15 protein-coding genes and 3 pseudogenes are annotated in these 20406 nt (G+C 57.2%); 3 read left to right on the top strand and 15 right to left on the bottom strand.

Going from position 1 to position 20406, the window contains the following annotated elements; genetic code table 11:
• Positions 1 to 194: 194 nt before the first annotated feature.
• Positions 195 to 1178 (top strand): annotated as a pseudogene (locus PMN64_RS11400) (IS630 family transposase); the annotation flags it as partial.
• Between the two features lie 335 nt (positions 1179 to 1513).
• Here the strand turns inward: PMN64_RS11400 and PMN64_RS11395 are convergent.
• From PMN64_RS11395 to PMN64_RS11355, 9 genes and pseudogenes are all read right to left on the bottom strand, one after another.
• Positions 1514 to 2776: a methylaspartate ammonia-lyase gene (locus tag PMN64_RS11395; protein WP_411780760.1), complete on the bottom strand. Its 1263-nt coding sequence runs from the start codon at positions 2774 to 2776 to the stop codon at positions 1514 to 1516.
• A 38-nt stretch (positions 2777 to 2814) separates the two neighbouring features.
• Positions 2815 to 4245 carry an aldehyde dehydrogenase family protein gene (locus tag PMN64_RS11390; protein WP_411780759.1) on the bottom strand — a complete coding sequence of 477 codons (1431 nt, stop codon included), beginning with the start codon at positions 4243 to 4245 and terminating at the stop codon, positions 2815 to 2817.
• A 691-nt stretch (positions 4246 to 4936) separates the two neighbouring features.
• Entirely contained in the window at positions 4937 to 5074 is a 138-nt protein-coding gene (locus tag PMN64_RS11385; RefSeq protein WP_411780758.1) for a hypothetical protein, read from the bottom strand.
• A gap of 210 nt (positions 5075 to 5284) precedes the next feature.
• A pseudogene (locus PMN64_RS11380) lies at positions 5285 to 5515 on the bottom strand (ATP-binding protein); the annotation flags it as partial.
• Positions 5516 to 5976: 461 nt separating this feature from the next.
• Entirely contained in the window at positions 5977 to 6858 is an 882-nt protein-coding gene (locus PMN64_RS11375) for a 3-keto-5-aminohexanoate cleavage protein (protein ID WP_411780757.1), read from the bottom strand.
• A 647-nt stretch (positions 6859 to 7505) separates the two neighbouring features.
• Complete coding sequence (locus tag PMN64_RS11370; RefSeq protein WP_411780756.1) at positions 7506 to 9158, bottom strand: AMP-binding protein; 1653 nt, start codon at positions 9156 to 9158, stop codon at positions 7506 to 7508.
• Positions 9159 to 10163: 1005 nt separating this feature from the next.
• Positions 10164 to 10436, bottom strand: coding sequence for a DUF3551 domain-containing protein (locus PMN64_RS11365; RefSeq protein ID WP_411780755.1), 273 nt, complete (start codon positions 10434 to 10436; stop codon positions 10164 to 10166).
• Between the two features lie 251 nt (positions 10437 to 10687).
• The gene (locus PMN64_RS11360) at positions 10688 to 11008 is read right to left on the bottom strand and encodes a hypothetical protein (RefSeq protein ID WP_411780754.1); all 321 of its coding nucleotides are present in this window, start codon (positions 11006 to 11008) and stop codon (positions 10688 to 10690) included.
• A 95-nt stretch (positions 11009 to 11103) separates the two neighbouring features.
• Positions 11104 to 11877 (bottom strand): SDR family oxidoreductase, encoded by a 774-nt coding sequence (locus PMN64_RS11355; RefSeq protein WP_411780753.1) that lies wholly within the window; start codon positions 11875 to 11877, stop codon positions 11104 to 11106.
• Between the two features lie 1213 nt (positions 11878 to 13090).
• Between PMN64_RS11355 and PMN64_RS11350 the strand changes: the two genes are divergently transcribed.
• Positions 13091 to 14341 (top strand): aminotransferase class I/II-fold pyridoxal phosphate-dependent enzyme, encoded by a 1251-nt coding sequence (locus PMN64_RS11350; RefSeq protein ID WP_411780752.1) that lies wholly within the window; start codon positions 13091 to 13093, stop codon positions 14339 to 14341.
• Between the two features lie 52 nt (positions 14342 to 14393).
• Entirely contained in the window at positions 14394 to 14789 is a 396-nt protein-coding gene (locus PMN64_RS11345) for a helix-turn-helix transcriptional regulator (protein WP_411780751.1), read from the top strand.
• A 78-nt stretch (positions 14790 to 14867) separates the two neighbouring features.
• Here PMN64_RS11345 and PMN64_RS11340 read toward each other — a convergent pair whose 3' ends face one another.
• The 6 genes and pseudogenes from PMN64_RS11340 to PMN64_RS11315 all read right to left on the bottom strand — a co-directional run bounded on the left by PMN64_RS11340 (position 14868) and on the right by PMN64_RS11315 (position 20294).
• Positions 14868 to 15728 carry a MaoC/PaaZ C-terminal domain-containing protein gene (locus PMN64_RS11340; RefSeq protein ID WP_411780749.1) on the bottom strand — a complete coding sequence of 287 codons (861 nt, stop codon included), beginning with the start codon at positions 15726 to 15728 and terminating at the stop codon, positions 14868 to 14870.
• Between the two features lie 778 nt (positions 15729 to 16506).
• Entirely contained in the window at positions 16507 to 17328 is an 822-nt protein-coding gene (locus PMN64_RS11335; RefSeq protein WP_411780748.1) for a Crp/Fnr family transcriptional regulator, read from the bottom strand.
• Between the two features lie 233 nt (positions 17329 to 17561).
• Positions 17562 to 18098 carry a recombinase family protein gene (locus tag PMN64_RS11330; protein WP_411780747.1) on the bottom strand — a complete coding sequence of 179 codons (537 nt, stop codon included), beginning with the start codon at positions 18096 to 18098 and terminating at the stop codon, positions 17562 to 17564.
• 113 nt (positions 18099 to 18211) lie between these two features.
• Entirely contained in the window at positions 18212 to 18406 is a 195-nt protein-coding gene (locus PMN64_RS11325; RefSeq protein ID WP_411780746.1) for a hypothetical protein, read from the bottom strand.
• A gap of 66 nt (positions 18407 to 18472) precedes the next feature.
• Positions 18473 to 19003: a helix-turn-helix transcriptional regulator gene (locus tag PMN64_RS11320; protein ID WP_411780745.1), complete on the bottom strand. Its 531-nt coding sequence runs from the start codon at positions 19001 to 19003 to the stop codon at positions 18473 to 18475.
• A 607-nt stretch (positions 19004 to 19610) separates the two neighbouring features.
• Positions 19611 to 20294, bottom strand: a pseudogene (locus PMN64_RS11315) (restriction endonuclease).
• Positions 20295 to 20406 lie beyond the last annotated feature (112 nt).

Here is a 20406-nt window from a genome sequence, read left to right as displayed (position 1 = left end):
GATTGTTGATGAGCGACGAGCGCGCTCGTGTTGATCAGACTCGCCAGCAGCTCTGCAATCGCATTTTGGTACCACTTGGTCTTAATACCGCAACAAATCAGCCTAGTGAGCGAGCTGACCTAGTGTCCTGTTCTGCAAGTTCGTAGCATGGTTATTGCATTGGTTTCGAGTATTCTGATCGAGGGGGATACCCGATGCGCACCGGACGGCCGAAGGCGACGCTGACAATTTCGAGCGCCAAACGCACGCAGCTCACGGCCATAACACCGTCGCGCTCGCTCCCTGCGACGCTGACGCTGCGGACATAGATCGTGCTGGCCTAGGAACGTGAGCCGAGCAATGCCATCGTAACGACGCGGCCTGATGTTGACTCTTATACGATCGCCAAATGGCGCAATCGCTTCATCGGAGATCGGATCGAGGGGCTCTGCAACGAGATGCGTACTGGCAGGCCCCGCACGGTTGAGGATAAGGCTGCGGCCGATCACCTAGACACTCGCTCGCAAGCCCAAAGCCCCAACCCATTGGAGCGTGCGCGCCATTCCAAGGAGACGGGCATTGCCAAAACCACCGTTCATCGCCTGTTCCAATTCTTCGGGCTGCAGCCTCACCGTACCCGCAGCTTCAAACTCTCAACCGGTCCCTTCTTTGTCGAGAAGCTGCGCGACACTATCTCAATCCGCGGCCGTGGTGCTTTGCGTCGATGCGAAAAGCTAAATTCAGGTCCTCGAACGAACCCAGCCCACGCTTCCTATGGAGTTCGGCTACATCGAAGGCGTCACCCACGACTACCAGCGTCATGGCACGACCACCGTGCTCGCCGCCTTTTGCGCGCTCGATGGCGCAATCATCATCTCATTGCAAACCCCGCCATCGTCACCAGGAGTTCCTCGCCTTGCACCACATCGAAGTAAGTGCCGCCCCAACTGGACATCCTGGACATCCATCTCGTCGTCGATAACTACGCCACCCACACGCATCCCAAGGCTTGCCCGACGCCCGCGTTGGCACATTCACCCACACCAACCTAGGCCTCCTGACTTAACCAGGTCGAACGCCTCTTCGCACTCATCACCCAACGCGCGATCGGGCGGGCATCGTTCGAATCTACCGCCGGCCTGGTAAAAAAAATGTACCCATTTATCCGCACCCACAATGCAGATGCTCGCCCCTTCGTCTAGACTGCTACTGCCGACTTTATTCTCCAGAAACTCACGCAACCCGGCGAATTTTTAGGACAGGACACTAGCGACCAAGTGCAAAACGTCCTCCATCGAGATACGCTATCGACCGAGCTCGACAGCGATCCGACCGACTTCCCCGATCGACGAGCCAGGATCACACCCGCCTAATTCGTGGGCCGTCGCCGCCTTACCATGCCGGTAAATCGAGAGTTTCTACTTCTACGCTACTAAGAACAGGAACAGTGGCAATCCGCGAGAGTTCACACGAGTTGTGGGCGTCGTCACGGGCGGATGTGCATCTATTGACACCGCTCATGATCGTTACCCATTCAGTCGATCAGACTGAGCATCTGCGCGACGCGCAATACGCGATGCATTTCGTTGAAAACAATGCTGAAACCTTCATCAAAACCCATGCCTGGCTTGGCCAGTACCTGCGTGACCGTGGTGGCAATGCCGACGTTGGCGGTAGCGCGCGCGGACAAATCCGTTTCTGTGCAGCTACCGCCCAAAAATGGCCCGACGCCGTGTTTATGACAATCCAGTATGGCGTCGATGGTGTTGTGAAGGGACCCGAGATCCGGCGTCTTAATGTGCACCATATCTGCCGCTCCAGCCTCTGCAAACAGATGCACGTCATCAGCAGTGTTCGCCCACTCGTCGGCGACGATGACCACCTTACAGCCGCGACTTCTGAGGGCGCGGCGCAGGGTACCTAATGCTTCGATCTGCGCGTCCCGGCCACCAGCATCCAAGGGATGTTCGATGCGTAGCTGATGCGGATAGGCCGCGGATTCGAGCCGCTGGATGATCTTCGCAGTCAAGTCTATCGAACCGGCAGCGCACGCGCCGATCAGGCCGTAAACGTCAATGTGGATTGCTGGATGATAGTGATCCGAATTGCGCAATTGCGCAATTCGTCTATTCACCCAACGAATGTATTCTTCAAGCTTTTCTCCATCGACACCAACCAGGTCTGGCGTGTTGATCAAGCCGTGCGGCAAGACCGGGACGTTCTTGGGAATCATCTTGTCGACATTCCTGTAACGCTCGTCGCCGCACTGGCCGTATATCGGCACGATCGCTAACGGCCTCTTGATCTGCCATTCGTCCTTGATTACTTGCGCCATCAGATGATGACCCGCAACGTGAGCGGCAGCATCGAGCAGCGCCTGTGACATTCCATACGCGGCTGCACGTGGGGATTGCAACGATTCATCAATAATCTTTTCGGCAAGTATCGCCATTTGACGAAAAGATCGGACTTCCAAGCCCTTCAAACGTGGCGCCAATTGTTGTTCCATCTGGGTCGCCAATTGATCCGCGTGGAAACGCGGCTCACGGCCGCCGACCCCTGTGTATTGCACGCTTGCGCAATCGCCCTTCGCTACATATCCGTCGCTTAGCACAAGCATGACGGACACTGACTCGGAGGGCTCACGAATTGCCCTGAAGCCGGGCGTTTGTGCTTGACCAATGTAGGCTGCCCCCTCGCTCTGTGCGCCGGCCTTAATTGCTGCTTGGTCGTCGAAAAAGAATGAGCCAAGGCCTGGACTCGCGAGCACTTCTCGGATTGTTATCAAGTTTGACATGAGCGTTAGGGATTTTCCGGATTTTTCACATTGGAAGGTCAGCTCGGTGACTGGCTGATCAATCGAAGATGCATATAAGCAAGTACGCCTTCCGTCCCGCCTTCGTATCCGTATCCGCTGTTGCCAAGTCCCCCTAAGGGAACATCGGGTTGAGAAAATGCAGTTTGATTGACGCCAATGTTCGATGCATTTAGACGACGCACCAAGTGGTCACGTATACCGATCGAATCGGTGAAGACGTACGCGGCAAAAGAATATTCTCCGGCATTTGCCAATTCGACAGCGTCATCGATCGTCCCAACAGACTGGACCGTAGCAACAGGGCCGAATGGTTCTTCGAGCAGGATCTCGGCGTCCTGTGACACGGACGAAAGTACCGTCGGCTCAACATAGAAGCCAGAACGATCGAGCCTCTTGCCACCGGTGTTGATCACGGCGCCTTTGGCGACGGCATCCTCAACGAGATGTAGAAAAGACGCTACACGTCCAGCGTGGGCCACGGGCCCGAGCGTCGTGCTGTGCTCCCCGCCATGCCCAAGCTTGTAGGTCCTTGCTTTCGCGACAAGCGCATCAACCAGTGCATCGTGAATCGAATAATGCGCGAGGAAGCGCGTGGGCGCCACACATGACTGGCCCGCCGACCCAAATTTCGCGGGAGCTATGACTCGCACGACGTTCTCAATATCTGCATCGTTCCAAACGATTACCGGCGCGTGCCCACCCAACTCAAAAATCGGGCGAATGAGGTTTAGCGCGGCTAGTGCTGCGAGCTGCTTGCCAACGCTCGTGGAGCCGGTGAAAGAAACTGCCTTAACCAGAGGGGACGCCATCAGTTGCCTGCTGACGGCCGCTGGCTCACCGAAAATCAGATTGACGACGCCATCCGGCATGCCAGCGTCCACCAGCGCTTGAACGATCGATCGTGCAGTGTAGGGTGTGAATTCAGAAGCCTTTAGAACTACCGTGCAACCCGCGGCCAACGCGGCGCCCAATTTGCGACCGATCACCACAGCGGGAAAGTTCCACGGCGTAATCGCGACGACTACCCCCAAAGGGGTGGGTACAGACAACCGGGTGCTGCCAAGGACGAGGCCTTGATGGACCTTCCCGCTAATCCGGCTCGCCTCCTCGCCATTCCACGCCAGCGTTTCGATCGTGCGTCGAAGCTCACCTATGGCGTCGGCCTGCGTCTTGCCAGATTCTTGGACAAGCCCCGTCGCAACGTCTTCGATCCGCTCCGCCAGCAGGGCTGATGCTTCCTTCAGTATTGCCCCTCGTGCTTGGCCCATCTGCATGCTCCACGCTGGGAAAGCGCGCTGTGCAGACTTCAGGGCGGCCTGGACCTGAGCCGCATCTGCCAATGTCACGACACCGACCGCCTGACCGGTTCCTGGATCGATGTTAGGTTGTGAACCGGATTTGCCCACCTCCCATTGACCGTTAATAAGAAGATGCACATCAATGCTCATCTTGAGTCACTAGTCGTTTCGTCCGAATCCAGAAATCCATCAAAAAGGCGTCGGACCAGACGCGGGCAGTTAGTGCGTAAGGCGGGCAAGCGCGCAAGCGCGAGACTTTCTTCAATACGTGCGGGCGCCTTACCTGCAAGCGTCATGGCATCTCCCGTCGACCGGCAACGGTAGCCATCCAGTGCGCCCCGCCCGGGCGGTAATGGTTCGGCCTCGCCTCGTGATCTGTTCCACAAGTGACTCCCAGGACTCGCTACCCCAAGGCCCCATGTCCTTACGAATCCGTCACCGCATCAAAGCAAGCGGCGTGCCGTTATCGACCTCGTTACGAGACTTGCTTGGAGAAGGTAAAACTGCATGCTTCGAGCCGTGCCCGCGGAATTCTTGCAGCATGGTGTCCGCTTCCGGACATAGACATCTGGAATCGAACATGGCGGACACGACAAGACGGAACGTCGAATGACGACCGGGGCCTCTCGTGCCAAACGCTAGCACAATGTCCCCAAGTATAGGACAAACATCGCCAGTGCGACGGACACTTCGGAGGGCTCACCATATCAGTGAGGGTGCCGCAGGCTCGCGTTGATGAGTTGCGTTCGCGGCCGTACGGACAGATCACAGCTCCCAAACAGCGGGCCCGCCGCCCGTTGCCTGTTCACTATTCGCAGCCCGCGAACCGCATGGTCGGCTGCTACGCCGCTTCGCAGATCGCCTCGGCATCGATCGGGGCGTTCTTTTTTCGCTTCTCGAACAGTTTTACATAGGCGGCCGGGATCAGCCGAACTTCATGGCCGAGCTGAGTGAGCTGACGGCTTAGTGATGTACTCAACCACAAGCCTCGAGGTTACCGTGCAACTTGGCTGCGCTGCGGAGAACTCCAGCAATCTGCAGGGCATCGTACTCGGCCACGCGTCTGCAACCGTGCAAAGTTGCACATATCATCCAAAATAGGCTTGGAAGGAACCAACCCGACGCGCGACCGGGATCGCGTCGCAAAGGATTTCGATCGCGCTGTCGAGCACTGCGGCCTATCCCGCGGCTACATAAGGAAGCAAACCCCTATTGCTTTGCTCGAACTGAAGCAAGCAGCCCGCAAAGCGCGCCCCTCACAGTGCTGTAACAAGCGGCTTGCGTTCTTCTCCGATTTGGCATGTAATGCGGCTGGCTTTTGCAGAAACCCACTGCGACGCTTCTCATTCAACCGATAACTGTGGCTGCGGATTGAGATGACGTGGCTGTGGTGCATCAACCGATCGACGATCGCCGTGGCGTTATGCGCGCCTCGCGCCATTGCCTCCTGCAGCCAGTTTTATGTGAACCAGTCCACCCCTTTGCGGACGCGTTGAACTGGTGGGCGTCGTCCATCTTCGACTGTAGCAGTGTCCGCCGAAACCCGAAGATCGACGAACAGATCAGCCCCCCGTGGCGCCGCCCGCAGCCGCTGCTTGAACTCCAGACGTTTGACTCCCGCATAAGATCCATCTCGAGCACCTCGTCCACGCTCCGCTCTACCCCGGACAGCGCCCCTCGGCCTAGCGGCACCATCGGGGGCGATACGACCCCGTTGAAGATAGACCGTGCAGGCCACGCGTGGCCTGCTGAGCGCACGCGAAGATGGTGGTCAAGACGCGGCGGTATGTCGGTAGCTGACGCCGATAGTCCTCACTCCCCAAAGTCCGACCGATCGCGGTCGCCTCTCAGATGCGAACTTTGAAATGAGCTTTGGATATTTCAAGATACTTTGAGCGCGAGCTTCTCGCGCATCTCATCCGGACTCATCACGCGTACGCCGATCCTCTCAAGAATCTCGACTGCCCTCTGCACGAGCTCGGAGTTGGTCGCTAGCCGACCGCAGGAGAGATACAGATTGTCCTCCAATCCCACCCGCACGTTGGCGCCAACCAAGGGCGCTAAGGCCACGTATGGAAGCTGCTTCCGACCGATCGAGAAGGCCGAGTACATGGCGCCCGGCGGAAGCTGATGCACCAGCGCCATCAGAGTGCTGAGATCGTCGGGCGCTCCGTAGCGAATGCCCAAGCAAAGTTGGATTAGCGGTGGATTGTCGATAACCCCTTCCTTGATCAAGTCGTGCACCTGGACCAGATGACCAGTATCGAACACTTCTAGCTCAGGGCGGATCCCAAGCTCTTGTACGCGCGCACATATCGCGCTCAGCATTCCCGGCGTGTTGGCCATGATGAATTCACCAGAGCCGAAGTTCATCGAACCACAGTCCACCGTGCAAATCTCGGGGCGCAGCTCTTCCACATGTACCAGCCGCTCGATCGCACCCGGCATATCCGTCCGCGGCTCCGGCGGCAGAGGAGAGTCCGGCCCGCCCAACACGAGGTCACTGCCCATGCCGGCAGTTAGGTTGAGCACCGGGTTTACGTTTGACTTGCGGATCCGCAGCACCACTTCCCGAAAAAGCGTCGGATCCCGCGAACCTTTTCCGGTTTCAGGATTCCGTACGTGGATGTGCACCGCCGCTGCTCCCGCCCGCGTCGCCTCGATCGCCGCCTGCGCAATCTGCTCTGGGGTTATCGGCACATTCGGCTGCTTCGCGGGTGCAGCCCCCGTGACTGCACAGGTGATGAATACCTCGGAAATCATGCAATCTCTCCTTTCGATGATAGTTTGATCTGTCCAAAAGCCAGATCGGCGGTTTTCTCGATTTTTTGTAGTCGGCAACTCCATTGTGTATAACGCTCGCGCCCTAAGGTGTGATTGCCCCGGCGACGGCATGTGGCCAATGAAGGCGTCCGAATCCGATCGCATGATGCCGGTTGCTCGGCACACGTGGTATCAGGTCTCGACCTTGGCTCCTGTGCAAGTGCTCTATCCGACTCGCGGATGTCCATTCAGACTATCTCTTCAGGCCGGGCACGTACTCACGAGTCCAGCTTTCGTTCATGGCTCTCGTGACGAGCAACGCGTTATTTCAGTTCTCGCATTGTAGCCGCCGCAGAACTTGCTGCGCTGGGTGGCCGTATTTTTCGCTTGGGAAGGTGTGTTGATTTTATGACCGCTGAATGGATCGCATAACGGCCGATCTGCGTGAAGGCATGCTCAAAGCCACAGACGCTTTCAAGATTCGCTAGATTAACATTATCGATTCATGCAGCTAGCTTGGCTAATCAGAAACAGGCTGGTTTGAGTGCCCCAATAGCGGAACATCAGCGGCGTCATGGGCTCCCTTTATCGCTTGAAGTATCGAACCGGCAACTTCGCGTTTGCGCGAACAAGGATAACAAGTCGCTTCAGCGCCAACGCTTCTCTTCAGTGTCGTAGGCGCCGGCAAGCGGATCTCCCACGGCCATCAGCTCACGTTTGAGCACTTTATTGCTAGTGATGGTTCTAGGAAGCATTGGAGTAAAGGCAATGTAACGTGGGACCTTGAACGCAGCAAGATTCGCACGAGCATGCTCAAGAACGCGCTCCACCGTTTGATTGTCTGGCGTGACGCCTTCTCTCATTTGGACGTGAATCTTCACCTCCTCGCCGCGCTTCGCATCAGGAACGGGAACGGCGGCCACATCCACAATCTCGGGAATTTCGCGAATGACCGTCTCCACCTCGCGTGCAGCGATGTTCTCGCTCGAGCGTCTTATCATGTCCTTTGTGCGCCCCACCAGCCAATGAAAGCCGAGTTGATCGCGATGCATAAGATCACCGGTTTTGAACCATTCGCCTTCAAACAATGCGGCATTTGCGTCCGGCTTATCCCAATACCCCTTGAAGATCCCGCGCCCCCTCACCCACAGTTCGCCGACGTCGCCAACTGGCGTGGGGCTGCCATCCTCGTTCATCAGCCGCAGCGCCCGAAAGGGTGCGCAAATCCCCACCGAACCCGAGTCGGCAAGCTCGTCGAAATCGTTCGCCATTCGTGTACCAAAGCCGATCTCGGTCATCCCGTAAGCCTCCTGGGTGCCCACTCGAAACCGCTTCCGAAATTTGCGTACCGTATCGGGACTCCATCCCCAATTAAGGGTCTGTTTCAGGCATGTTGCACCGTCTTCGTTGGCCGCCTCGGCCTGGCGTGCTACTAGTTGGGGAACCTGGCACCACTCGATCCGGTGCTGCTTGACCCAACCGATGAAGCGCGTTGAGCTGAGTTGCGGGCCAAGGTAGAGCGTCCCGCCCTGTCGATACGAGTTTAGAAGATGCGTTGGCGGATCAATATAGAAGAAGGGCTGCGCTGACAGATATCTCCGGTAAGACTGCACGTCCCAACACGCCCCCTGGAACGAAAACACGCCAAAGTAATCGTGCGTCAACATGCATCCCTTCGGAAAGCCCGTTGTCCCCGAGGTATATTGAATGTTCAATAGGTCATCGGGCTGGATATCCTCCTCCACCGGAGAGTCATCGACGCCGTTGAGCAATTGATTGAGGTTAGTGGTTGTCCCGCCGGAGAGCTGTCCAACGGAGATTACTCGCTCTTTGTCGAGCTCTTGCGGCCAAGGTTCCATAGCCGAAAACACTGACCAGGCGGACTCATCGACCACGGCGAACTTGGCCTGGGTATCGCTGAGAACGTATTCGATCTCCCTCGGCGTGTAGCGCATATTGATCGGGATCATCACCGCACCGAGCTTGGCGATCGCGAACCATAAGACCGGAAATTCGATGCGATTGGGCAGCATCACCCCAATGTGATCGCCCTTGCGTATGCCGAATTCATGCAACGCACGTGCATACCTGTTGGACGATCGATCCATTTCGGAGTACGTCGCGCGCTCGCCGCGGTCGAACACGTCAATTGCCGTCGTGGAGTCGTGCGTCCTCGCCCGCCTTGAAACCAGCTCTCCGATCGTGATGGTTTCGTATGCTGATTCCAGCGCCTCGGTTCTGCGCAACACGTTTGCGACACGCTCTTGCAGTTCGGATTTTGTCAATTTTGTAGGAGTCATCCTGGAAAACCTTAGGATTGATGGGACATCGGCAGGTCGAAAACGAGCACAACGTTTCCATATGACGCTCGGGGTTACCGAACAGGAGCCAGCGCCACGGGCGCGGATTTCCGGCCCTCTGCCTACCCCTCAGGATGTGCATGCCCGAGACACTAATGTTGATCAGTGCCCCTCACCGGCTCGAACGTGCCAACGCGGGCCTCAACCGCATCGATGTCGAGCGACACTAACGCAGGGGGATGCGGTACTCACCTTGGTGACTCGGTGTGGCTCCTGTGATCATCCGAAGTTTGGTGATCTTTTTTTGGATAGTGGCGTTTATCCTGCACTTGAACGAAGCATAAGTCATGCAACGGATTAACTGCCCTTGCCATCGCTTCACCTTGTCCTATGACGATGAGCTGCTTCATAGCCTATATTCTATATTGCCCGTTAGTAGTCGTCGGTACATCATCAACCGCAATCGAGCTACTCCCCACTCTGGTGGGGTTGGCCGTTTGAAGACGCGGTGTTGACAGGCATCGGCATTCAACGGCGGCAAAGCAATCGGAGGCGCGTGAACGATCGCGGTTAGGCAATCCACATCGGCGCGTAGCCCTCCGCATCGCATTGAGTCGAAGGTCGGTCGGTTGCGGCCTAACAGGCAGGGATAAACCCAGCTCGGCACAGGTCTGAAAGCTGTCGCCATCGGTCGGTCCCTTGATGGACCACCGCATCGATCCGGTCACAGCGCAGGACCGCCAGATCGGTCATGGTCTTTCAGCGGCCGCCAGGAGCGTTGGCGGGAAGTCTCGCCGCGCAGCGCCCATTCCCGCAAGGTAGCCATATCGTCCTGGTCCCTCCCAGCCGAGCAGTATTCGACTAAAGCAATGCTGCTGGTCCTTCGACCGGTTGCCCTGCTCATCGCTCCACCACCCTGTTCGAGGGCCAATTGGTCGGCATGCCCCCATCAATCGCCGTTACCGGGCCCATCTCTCAGCTTTCCGGTTTCAGTGACCTGCCGCACTAACGCGATTGCCACCAACGTTGCGCAAAAGCGTACACTGGATTGATATTGCAATAACCACCTGTACCGGACGCACTGGCCATGCACTGGCTATAGGTCGAGAACTGGCAAGTGCCCGGATATCCCCCCCAGGCACGTCCTTGCAAACAATAAATGTCCTGTCGAGCCGGAAGCGCGTATCCCGCTCGATCTCGTGCAGCGGCGGTCGAATGCGATCCAAAGCTAACTAGGACGGAAACTGCGATCGCAACGATGAACAGAAGGTAGCGCATGACACTCTCCATACCTTAAATCCAATTTTCTATAACTTTGTTGAAGTCTAAAGGATCCAAATTGCATGTTCTTGCGAATCACCGACCGCGGTTCGGTGGCGGCAGATTCCGTAAAATGAAGGTAAGCGTGGGGCTGGTTTCCGGAAGCGAAGCGAACGAGCGCATTCAAGTGGAGACCTCGGGCAGAGCAGCGCGAAAGCAGCCGCAATCAGCGCCACGAAGCTGCGACAACGTCAGCAGGGTTCGGTGCATTATTCCTGCCCGATGGATAATCCTGCCACACTGATGGAAATAACGCATTTTTCCAGCAGCTCAAACGCTTGAGGTGCAGGCTTGCTGCGATCGTGATCCGTCAGGGGCGTTTCCGCGACTGCAAGTGTTTTTCCCAGATCAAGATTTAGCCGGCTAAGCCCCCTCATCTCCTCGACTGTGATGCCAGCAGTCAAACAAGCAATGTGGCCGCGCGACACGGCTTGCGGCTGCGGCCATCGCGGCGGACCTCTCGCAAGATAGCTATGCGAAATTCTTGCGACATCATTCCTAGGCGGATCCGGATCACTGGTGAGGGTCACCTGAGAATCGGTCTCAATAGCGCGTGGTCCGGACGAGTGTCGACCGTCGCTGACGCCGTGCTTCTGTGGTCAAGACTCAGCCACTCGGCGGCACCTCACATCGCGTCGGCGTCCACAACGAAGACGTGACCTGACATCCGCGTACCCAGATCCGACACCAGGAAGAGGAGCATGGCGGCGATATCATCGGGTCGCACGGGTATGCCCATAGACGAAGCGGCGAGCAAGCGGGCGCGAACCTCCCCAGGCTTGACTGCCTTCTGCGCCGCTGTCTCGGCGATGACGCGCTCCATACGGTCCCCTTCGACGAAGCCGGGGCAGATGACGTTGACACGGATTCGTGAAGGGCCCAATTCCTTCGCGAGGCTTTTGGTCAGACCAATGACGCCCCATTTCGACGCATTGTAGGGCGAACGCCGCGCGTTGCCTTCGAGCCCTGATGTCGATGAGATGTTGACGATCGCGCCGCCACCCGCATTGCGCATAAAAGGCGCGGCGAGGCGGGCGAGGAGAAAGTGGCTCGTCAGGTTGATCGCCAGCGTACGGTTCCATGCCTCAAGCGCGATCGTTTCGGCGGGCTCGATGGGGCCTGCTATGCCTGCATTGTTGATCAGGATGTCGAGCCCGCCCAGCCGCTCGACGGCGCCGGCAAAGAAGCGCTCGGTAGCGGCCGCATCAGCAAGATCACAAGAGGATGCGCCAATGGTGGCATGATGTCGTTCCAACTCCGCGACCTTCGCCTGATCCATGCCACACACTTCCACCCGGGCTCCCGCTTCCGACAGAGTCTCGGCAATAACTCGCCCAATACCGGATGTCGCCGCGGAAACGATCGCTCGCCGGCCGGCGAGGGAGAGAGAAAGAGCCATGGCCCTGCTCCAAGTTAGGTGAGAGATAGGATGTTAGGCGATGTCATAGAGGAGTTGCAGCCGCAGCTTGAAGTCGTTCTCTAAGCCGGCCTGCTGGCCTAACCAGCCCCCGTGGCGGCAACCGTCCGCTCTGACGTCTCCCGAGACCTAAGCCTCCTTTTTCCCGGCCACTTTGCGGCGTTTGCTGTTTGCCAGTGCGCTCGTTTCGCGCCAACTTCGCCATGTAGAAAAGGCGACTGAAGTGGAGCCAGCGCCCGATTACACCAGATCTTGACCTGCGCGTCCGGCCCCCGCGTGACGGAGACAACCGTTGATCAAGCATCTCACCATAATGGGAAGCTCGAACGTCGCAGCGCGCAGCTCCTCATTCGCAGCGCGAGTCGAATGGAGGTGCGCACACAGAAACAACTCGGTGCACAAATTCTCGGTCATGCCTATCCAAGATTTTAGTTGTCCTCTTTGTTAGTGGCACAGAGACGTGTAATGGACTGGTTTTCGCCATTTTTACAGTTTGTCTCCTATCGAGATGAACTACGTTCGAGCCCACGGCAAATTGCTGAACTGTTGGTACCTCACAAGAGGCTCGAGACAACTACCTACTCTGATGAGGAAGACGTCGGTAGCAAGCGTTGCTTCCTGCCGGCGCGCAAAGCCTTGCCAACGAGGTGATCGACGCGTGCATTGCGGACTGCACCGCGGCACCTACTCCGGTCAACCGGTGGGCGGCGGATCTTTGGCGAAGTCCCTGGCGGAGGAGCCAAGTGGTGCCCTTCCCCGTCGTCCTCTCCTCAATCGACAATCACCGGGTCACGGCGATTTCACATCCGCCAGCGTTATGCCAGGACGTGCGCCTCGAGCGTGGTTGGCGCATCGCTGGTAACTTCAAGATCGCTAAAGCGCAGATGATCGGATTCGGCCGACACACGCTACTGACAATACCATGGGCGGTTCTCAACATCGTCCAAACTGCGTTCAGCCGGAAGCCAAGAGCTATCGGTGGGACGCGGCTACAGCAGCGCTTCTCACGCTCACCAGGCAGGCCTATTTGATTTGGTAGCTGCCCAAGCGGGTAACTAATGGTTTAGCTCGATGGTGAACTGATCGAACTGCCCGTACGATTTCTACAGAATCTCCAGTCGGCCCAATCTCGCTAGGCGTCGCTGTTGAGTGGGGCGCAGCTGAGCGGTCGGCTGCACATCCTTGAGAGGTCAGAATGGCGAATGAAATGCACCATCGGATCGCTCCATCCGATGGTGGTCGGCCGATTGAGCACGGTCGGATCAAAGCCCGGTATTTTGATGCAGCTCGAACATCCGGCCTCATGACTATCCATGGACGTGGACGCACGAGTCCCCAGGACGACAGCCCGCTTGACAGTTGCCCGCAGGTAATTGATTGCGTGCGAAGCTCTTATCTAGGTCTCGACAATCATCCGGTGATCATCGCTGGGGCGATCGAAGCCATCGAGGCGCAGCGTTCATTGCACTGGTCCTGGGCCCGAGCCCAACTCAATTGCGATCTTCTGCGAGAACTTGAAGAACGCCTTTCCGAGATGTTCTGCGCGCGCGCGCTTGCCTTATCCAGTGTCACGCTAGCCAATCTGGTGGCGATGCCCATCCTTGCTTCGGGCCAATTGACGGGCGGAACGAAGCCAGTCCTGGTGTTTGATAGCTTTGCACACATCTCGCTCGCCTGCCAGGCGATGGCCGATGAAACGCGCGTGGAAATCGCCCACAATGATATCGACGCTCTCGAACGCCTGTGCCGTGAAAATCCCGTGGTCGCCTATATATGCCACGGTGTTTATTGTATGGGAGGCTATTCGCCCCTCAAGGAATTGCGCCGCCTCCAGGAACGTTATGGGCTCTATCTCTATATCGACGATGCTCACGGCTTATCGATCTTCGGGCGCCATGGCGAAGGATTCGCGCGCTCTCAATTTCCGCAAGAGCTCGGTGAACGGACGATCATAGCAGCCTCGCTGGCCAAGGGCTTCGGTGCATCGGGCGGTATTTTGATGCTTGGAACCGCCGACGGCGAGTCGCTGTTTCGACGTTATTCCATTCCTGGTGTGTGTTCGCTGGCACCCAACGTGGCGGCGATTGGCGCGGCGCTCGGGTCGTGCAAAATTCACTGCTCGGCAGAACTCGGTCAGCGGCAAGAGCGACTGGCGCAACGCATCGAGCACTTTGACCGTCGTATCGCAACCCCCGGGCAAGGCAATTCACTGCCGATCAGAACAATCGCCATCGGATCGGAGGCCAATGCGATCGCAATCGCAAGAGGGCTTCTCGATGGCGGATTCTATACCTTGGGGACGCTCTCCCCACTGGTCGGGCAGCGGAAGGCGGGGATTCGAGTGTGCATTACGGCGGAGCACGAGGCCCGCGACATAGAGCGGCTATGCAAGTGCATCTTGGAAAAAGTAACAGAAACAACCGGAAAACCCTACCCTTTGAGATGATCGCTGATTTTGCCAGCGAATTCATGGAGTCGCCCAAACGGGGGGCGTATTAATGCACGGTAGTCGCATACGGCAGTCCCTCGAGGTCCTGGTAACTGGACAACGAAGCATCTCAACTGCTGAAGACCGGATGAGCCGGATTATTCAGTTCATCTGCAGCAACCTCGCCAGGGATAGACTTCGTGCTCTGCATGCAGCGAAGGAGTTCAAGTGCTCCTCGCGCACGATTCACAGAACCTGCGCTGACAATGGAACGACTTTCAGAAAGTTGCTTATGGAGAGCCGCCTGTCCGTTGCCGCCTATAGGTTGTCCATGGAAGAGGAACGCATCTCCGAGGTCGCTTACTCGTCCGGGTTCGCAAGCTTGCCTCACTTCTCTCGGCTGTTCAAAGCCCGCTTTGGCCTCACTCCAAGCGACTACCGAAGGATATCTGCAAGGAAGACGTGAGCTGGCAGGCTCAATCGTTCGGATCGTTATGCCTCTGAGGCGATAACGCACGTCGCGGTTCTAGCGGGCTCGAAACGTTTAGCCCAGCACCGTCTGCCCGTTCCTGACAACGGTAACCCGGCGCTCTCGAACATGACCTTCAAACGAAATCGAATTGCCGTCCTTCCATAGATTGATTGTGACGGTCTCGCCCGGGAACACCGGAGCCGAAAAGCGGACGCGATGAAGACGGAAAGCAGAAGGATCGTAGTCGGCATACGTTTGCAGAACGGCCCTGCAGGTCAGGCCATATGTGCACATCCCATGGAGAATTGGCCTGGGAAAACCAGCCTGACGCGCGAATTCCGGATCGCTGTGCAAGGGATTTCGATCACCGGACAGACGGTAGATCAGGGCTTGGTCGGGCCGTGTCGGAATATCGACTGACTTGTCGGGCGCTCGGCGGGGTACCTGGTGCGGCTCTGGTATTCCTTCCGATGGTCCGCCGAAACCGCCGTCGCCCCTCGCAAAGGTCGAAGAAAGAATTGTGACGATCTTGTCATCATCGCGATCCCTGACGACGATTTCGCTCTGAATGATGGCGCCTTTCTCCTTGCCCTTGTCGTACACGCCGCGCACGCGCGCATCCGCAGTTACGCTGGCCATGACAGGGATTGGCTTGTGAAACGTGATATCGCGGCCGGCATCAACGATCATGACGCGGTTGAGGTCGATGACTCCGGGTCGCGCCCCCCATACACACACCGAAGCAAAGGTCGGAACCACCTTCAGGGGCTTGGATGTTGCAAATGCCTCGTTGACAAATTGCAGCTCCGCTTTGTTCAGAGGATCAGATCCCATGCCTATACCAAGCGCATAGAGCATTACCTCACGATCACTCCACGAATAGGGAGCGGCATCGTTTTTGAGATCGAGTACGACTGGATAGTTGATTGGCATCAGCCCTTCCTTATTGCTTTTCTCGGCCGACCAGCAACGGCGGCAACGCTTTTCCCATCACCGTACCGAAGGCGTTACAGTCTCGAGGTTCGACGCCAGAGACGTTCCGCCATTCAGTATCTCTCAAGTATAGCTGCTGCTCGACTGGTTGTTTGTCTGAGAAGGACAAGAAGTCCAATTTCGTCGCATGTCAGCGCCAATCCTTCCTTCCCCATCGGGGCGTCCTCGGCGCCTACATGATACTGTCCTCGCAAGCATGGCTGGCGCATTTGGCTCGCCGGGTAATAGGATCCGGAACTCGCAGGACGGATTCCAACCCATCACTTCGATCCTCGCCAGTCTGGCGTAACTCGCGCTGGCGGCAGGGACATGTCTTGTCCTCGATATCGATATCGATGTCGATGAAGAGCTCGATCCGAGGTCGGTCCTACCGCTACATCGACGCGCGACGAATGAAGCGCTCGATCCGCGGTCGTAAAATCACCATCAGCTTGCCGCATTGAAGAGAGCGTCTAAGGGCGGCTTACCCAGGGCCACGTGATTGCGGAATTATTCGTCACGAGCCCCCTCCAACTCAGTCGCGAGTGCCTGCATGAATTGACACGCCGGAACAACGGAGGGCGGAATATTTTTGTTCAGATGCGATTCAACTGCCTGGAAATGTCCACCGATGCATGCGACTGCACAGACCAATGCTCCCCGCGCAGGTGGTACTGCGGTTGGCAGTTTGTCTCCAGATTAAACAGGAGAATGAAGCAGGGCGCTAGAAGCGGTGTGTTTAGCAATTTGTCCGTTCCGCCGACCCCCGGGATTCACGACAGGCATAAGCGTCCGAAATAAGCTTGTAACAGCCACATGCCCTTTGCTCGAGCCCCTTGCGTTCATCGATCTGCAAGACACCGCGTCTCTTGCGAATCAATCCTTGTTCTTCAAACCTGCTCAAGGTCTCCGTAACCCCAGCGCGGCGCAATCCCAAGACGGACGAAAGGTATTCATGGGTAATTGGAAGCACCTGAGCGTCGACAGCGTCACTCGCCAGACACAGCCAGCTGGCGAGCCGTTTTTCGCGACCGTGGCGGACCCCGCACAAACCTGTCTGAGCGCAATGCAAGGCGAGCGCTCGATCATACCGGGAAAGATGTTCTCCGATTTCAGGACGCTCGTTCATCACGAGACGCAAATCCGCTACACGGATCCTGTGCGCGCTTCCGGAAAAGAGCACCATAGATTGATAGGTCGAAAGGTACCCTCCCACTAAGAGCGAAGCGCCAATAGCACCGCGATATCCTATTACCGCCGTTTCTAGAATGCTTCCCGCCGCGACAATCCTTAGCGAGACGAGGCCCGACTCGATAAAATAGATGTGTTCAAGTTTCCTTTTCGGCTCTTGCAGCACCATGCGTTCTCTGAGGATGATCGGCTCGAGGAACTCCCCTATCGCCGCGAGATCTTGAAGAGAAACTCTCGCCAGAATCGCGTTTTTGACAAAGGAATGCGTATTGGGACGGCGAAGCATTTGCTGTGTGCCGGACACTCGCTTGAGAGCAGCATCTCCGGAGCTGTCAAGCGCCTCCAGGGCGGCGGTGACGTGGTCGGTCATAGTGCGGTCCGCCTCCCGGCGATCTGGATTTCTCCGGTCAAAACGCCACTTAGTCTAACAGCGGCTTACATCTTAATTAATGCATTGGGTCGCGTGTGGACGCTCAAATCCCGCGTTCGATAGGCGCTGTGCGACGGCTCCAACCGCCCAGGACATGAGCACATCGAGTTTAGCGATCGGTCAGCCTTGCGCATCCGCCCGCGAGTTTGCGAGCAAGGCGTCGGGCTGCCGTATCAAATTCTGTTCGCGATCACAGCGAGAGCAGCGCAAAATTTCGCAGTGTGGTTTGCCGGTAAACTCCGGATTTCCAAGAATTCCACAAACGTTGCGAGGAGCTTGCCATCCTCGATGGTCCTCGACTCGACGAGGCTTTTGGCCGCTTCGTTTCCGCGCTGGAAGGGCTGGCTGACTGCACTGGACCAGTGCTCAGATCGTCGCAACTCACCCCCGATCCGCGAGCAACAAGAAGAGCGATAGCTGGTGCGGCCGTTACCCTCGCGGAACGCGACGCGTGTGACGATGAGCACGTCACCGGGGTCGAGAGCAGCAATCGCCGGCTTAAGTTGGTCGCGGTCTGACTTGGTGCCGGTGACTTTCTCGGCGAAGACTTTCTGGGCTCCCGCCTCCGTAAGCTGGGCGTCGTAGTCCTGCTTGGCGGTCGAGACGCGGATTCTGCACCGCGATTTTGTACCAGTCGAGAGCCCGGGAAACATTGGCGCCTTTTTCGGGGCAGAACGCATGGATTGCGCACCACGCTCAATGCGCAGCAATCGGCGTGTCTCTCTCGAAGGTGAAACCGGTAAGGCCAATATGAAAGCGATAGCCGCTCGTTGCCGCAATCACGACGATGACTGGGAGCGCAACAAGCCCAGCAAGATGATTCCTATTCAGCTTGCCCGGGTCGCTTGAACCGTTCGGGGTCATAGTGAAGTTCCGCCTTTCCTGACATGATTTCGGGAATCAGCCGCAACGCACTGTCGATGACCTGCGAACGGTTCATGCCGAGCTTGCGGCAAACGCCGTCGAGCTGGTCGAGGCGTTCTCGGGAGAGGCGCACCGAAATTACACGTTTCGTCATGCCCACACCCTACGCCCAGATAGTTAAGCGTTCCTTAAGGATGTAATACGCCAGCCGCTGCCCTAGCTAGAAGGTGCCAACCGGAAAGTCTTCCCACACGAGTCTTATTTCAGCGGGCACAGCAGCGGTCTGGCTCAACCTGCTTTCAACCGCCTTCAAAAACTCGGGCAAGCGGCTCTGCACGACCTTCACCTGCTCGGCGGTGGTCGGAAAGTTGCCGCGGGCAATATCGTCGATGATCTCGCGGGGAATCGTGACCTGGCAGGCCTGCCCCTTGTAGCGGACTGGAAAAACTAGATCCCAGCCGGCGCCACGGATCACGGTGCGCAGCGCGCTGGAATACTCGAGCTCCAGCTTCCGAAGTCGAACACCCGCGCCTAGCCCACGCTCGACGTCCTCGGGGATGAACATCACGCCCTTCTGCTCGAGCGACGCCACGATGGAGAGCAGGTTCCTTTGCGACGGCTCTATGCGCGTGTTGCTCTCAAAGTTGGCGATCGTCGCGCGCGACACCTGCGCAGCCAGCGCTAACTCATCTTGCGACCAGCCGACCAGCGCACGGGCGGCGGCGCACTGACTTGCGGATATCGAGTTCATAGGCACCTAGTTAGCCAATCCGCAAACATTGTCATTTTACATAGTTATACACAATGTAGAACAAAAATATTATTCGACGGCTTTCTGCCGGTAGCGTTGGCGCAAATTTGGCGACGCCATCTGCTGTCGTCAGGCGGCGCAAAAGCGCTGGCAAAGTGTGTTGTCCATGCTGGCGCCGCTCCTTAACGGCTCTCCTGCTAACACTGGGTGCTGTTGTTCGGCTTACAAGGCGAGCAACCACGAGATCCGCCTGATTGAATCGCTCGCGGTACCCTCCTAGCGGCAACCCGTCAGCGCTTCCAAGAACAGGTCGCCAACAAAGATGCCGGGGTCGCGAGAAAGATCCAAGCGCTCCAGCAATAGAGCAGGTCTACCGATACCTGACTGGTCAGCGGACAAATCACGGATCCTTCTGAGACAGCGGCGGCGTCTTCTCCATACAATCGATCAGTACCCGCAGTGCATCATAGTCCGCTTCACTTACCTTGGTATCAAACATAGCGGGAGCCCTTCCCTCGATACGATCATACGGCACCACCACGCGGCTACTTCCGGCGCTGTCACGTCCGAGCGCGCTGCACCGGTGCACGTTGCCTTCGCATTCACCTCATAGAAGCGTTGGAAGCTCAGCGTGCCATGCCACGAGCGTATCCATGTCAACCAAGAACAGTTTTTTCGATAGCTCGGCCGACTCTCTCGCTTCGTCGGTAAATGCGGATGTCGTCACGACATAACCACGAAACGCGTTCTGCTCCTCAACAACGTCCTTGAACTGCTGGATAGCCGGACGGCCTATCTTGTTATCCGTCGCGTTTCACTTGCATTGAACGATCATCAGACCCTCAGGATGGATCGCAAAGCCATCAACACCAAAGTCATTCGACTTCCGTGTCGCCCAATCCTCGAAACCCGCTGCGTCGAAGAAACTCATGGTATGACGTTCGAATAGGAACGGGTCCATGCCGAGCAAGTATCCCCGCAGCGCCAACTCATCTGGGGGTACAGCAAAGCGAGTCGGATCCATTGGCTGATCCTTCATCGCGGTCTTCATTTGCGCGCTAGCCCGACGCAAGCGCTCGTCCTGTACTATGGCGTCAATGATTTCAGCGATGTGAGGGCGCGTCTCAGGTGAGGTAACCACAGCCTCGATTATTGAAGTGATGCCTGCCGCCCCGAGAAAGACTAGCAGCAAAACGGGAACGCCCAGAGCTCCACCGAAAGCCGCTATACCAGCGGCTTGTCCCCCAACCAAAGGAATGGCAGCCAACGTCGCCGGCAGCGCGATTTTCATTGGCAACGGAAGGTCTGAGTTACGATAATTTGAAACGGCCTCAGAAATACTCTTGGCAATCACTACAATTGCCGTCCGCGAGCTAATCAGCTCGTTTAGCTTCCTAAACTTC

The organism is Bradyrhizobium sp. UFLA01-814, from assembly GCF_046718885.1.
Classification (GTDB): Bacteria; Pseudomonadota; Alphaproteobacteria; order Rhizobiales; family Xanthobacteraceae; genus Bradyrhizobium; species Bradyrhizobium elkanii.
The sequence above is the reverse complement of the archived record's forward strand: the minus strand, read 5'-3'. Positions and strand labels throughout refer to the sequence as shown.

Coding starts and splice junctions, on each gene's coding strand:
- PMN64_RS11395 (WP_411780760.1), bottom strand. CDS start 2,776: ATGTCAAACTTGATAACAATCCGAGAAGTGCTCGCGAGTCCAGGCCTT.
- PMN64_RS11320 (WP_411780745.1), bottom strand. CDS start 19,003: ATGAACTCGATATCCGCAAGTCAGTGCGCCGCCGCCCGTGCGCTGGTC.
- PMN64_RS11345 (WP_411780751.1), top strand. CDS start 14,394: ATGCACGGTAGTCGCATACGGCAGTCCCTCGAGGTCCTGGTAACTGGA.
- PMN64_RS11350 (WP_411780752.1), top strand. CDS start 13,091: ATGGCGAATGAAATGCACCATCGGATCGCTCCATCCGATGGTGGTCGG.
- PMN64_RS11340 (WP_411780749.1), bottom strand. CDS start 15,728: ATGCCAATCAACTATCCAGTCGTACTCGATCTCAAAAACGATGCCGCT.
- PMN64_RS11365 (WP_411780755.1), bottom strand. CDS start 10,436: ATGCGCTACCTTCTGTTCATCGTTGCGATCGCAGTTTCCGTCCTAGTT.
- PMN64_RS11355 (WP_411780753.1), bottom strand. CDS start 11,877: ATGGCTCTTTCTCTCTCCCTCGCCGGCCGGCGAGCGATCGTTTCCGCG.
- PMN64_RS11375 (WP_411780757.1), bottom strand. CDS start 6,858: ATGATTTCCGAGGTATTCATCACCTGTGCAGTCACGGGGGCTGCACCC.
- PMN64_RS11390 (WP_411780759.1), bottom strand. CDS start 4,245: ATGAGCATTGATGTGCATCTTCTTATTAACGGTCAATGGGAGGTGGGC.
- PMN64_RS11335 (WP_411780748.1), bottom strand. CDS start 17,328: ATGACCGACCACGTCACCGCCGCCCTGGAGGCGCTTGACAGCTCCGGA.
- PMN64_RS11370 (WP_411780756.1), bottom strand. CDS start 9,158: ATGACTCCTACAAAATTGACAAAATCCGAACTGCAAGAGCGTGTCGCA.
- PMN64_RS11325 (WP_411780746.1), bottom strand. CDS start 18,406: ATGACGAAACGTGTAATTTCGGTGCGCCTCTCCCGAGAACGCCTCGAC.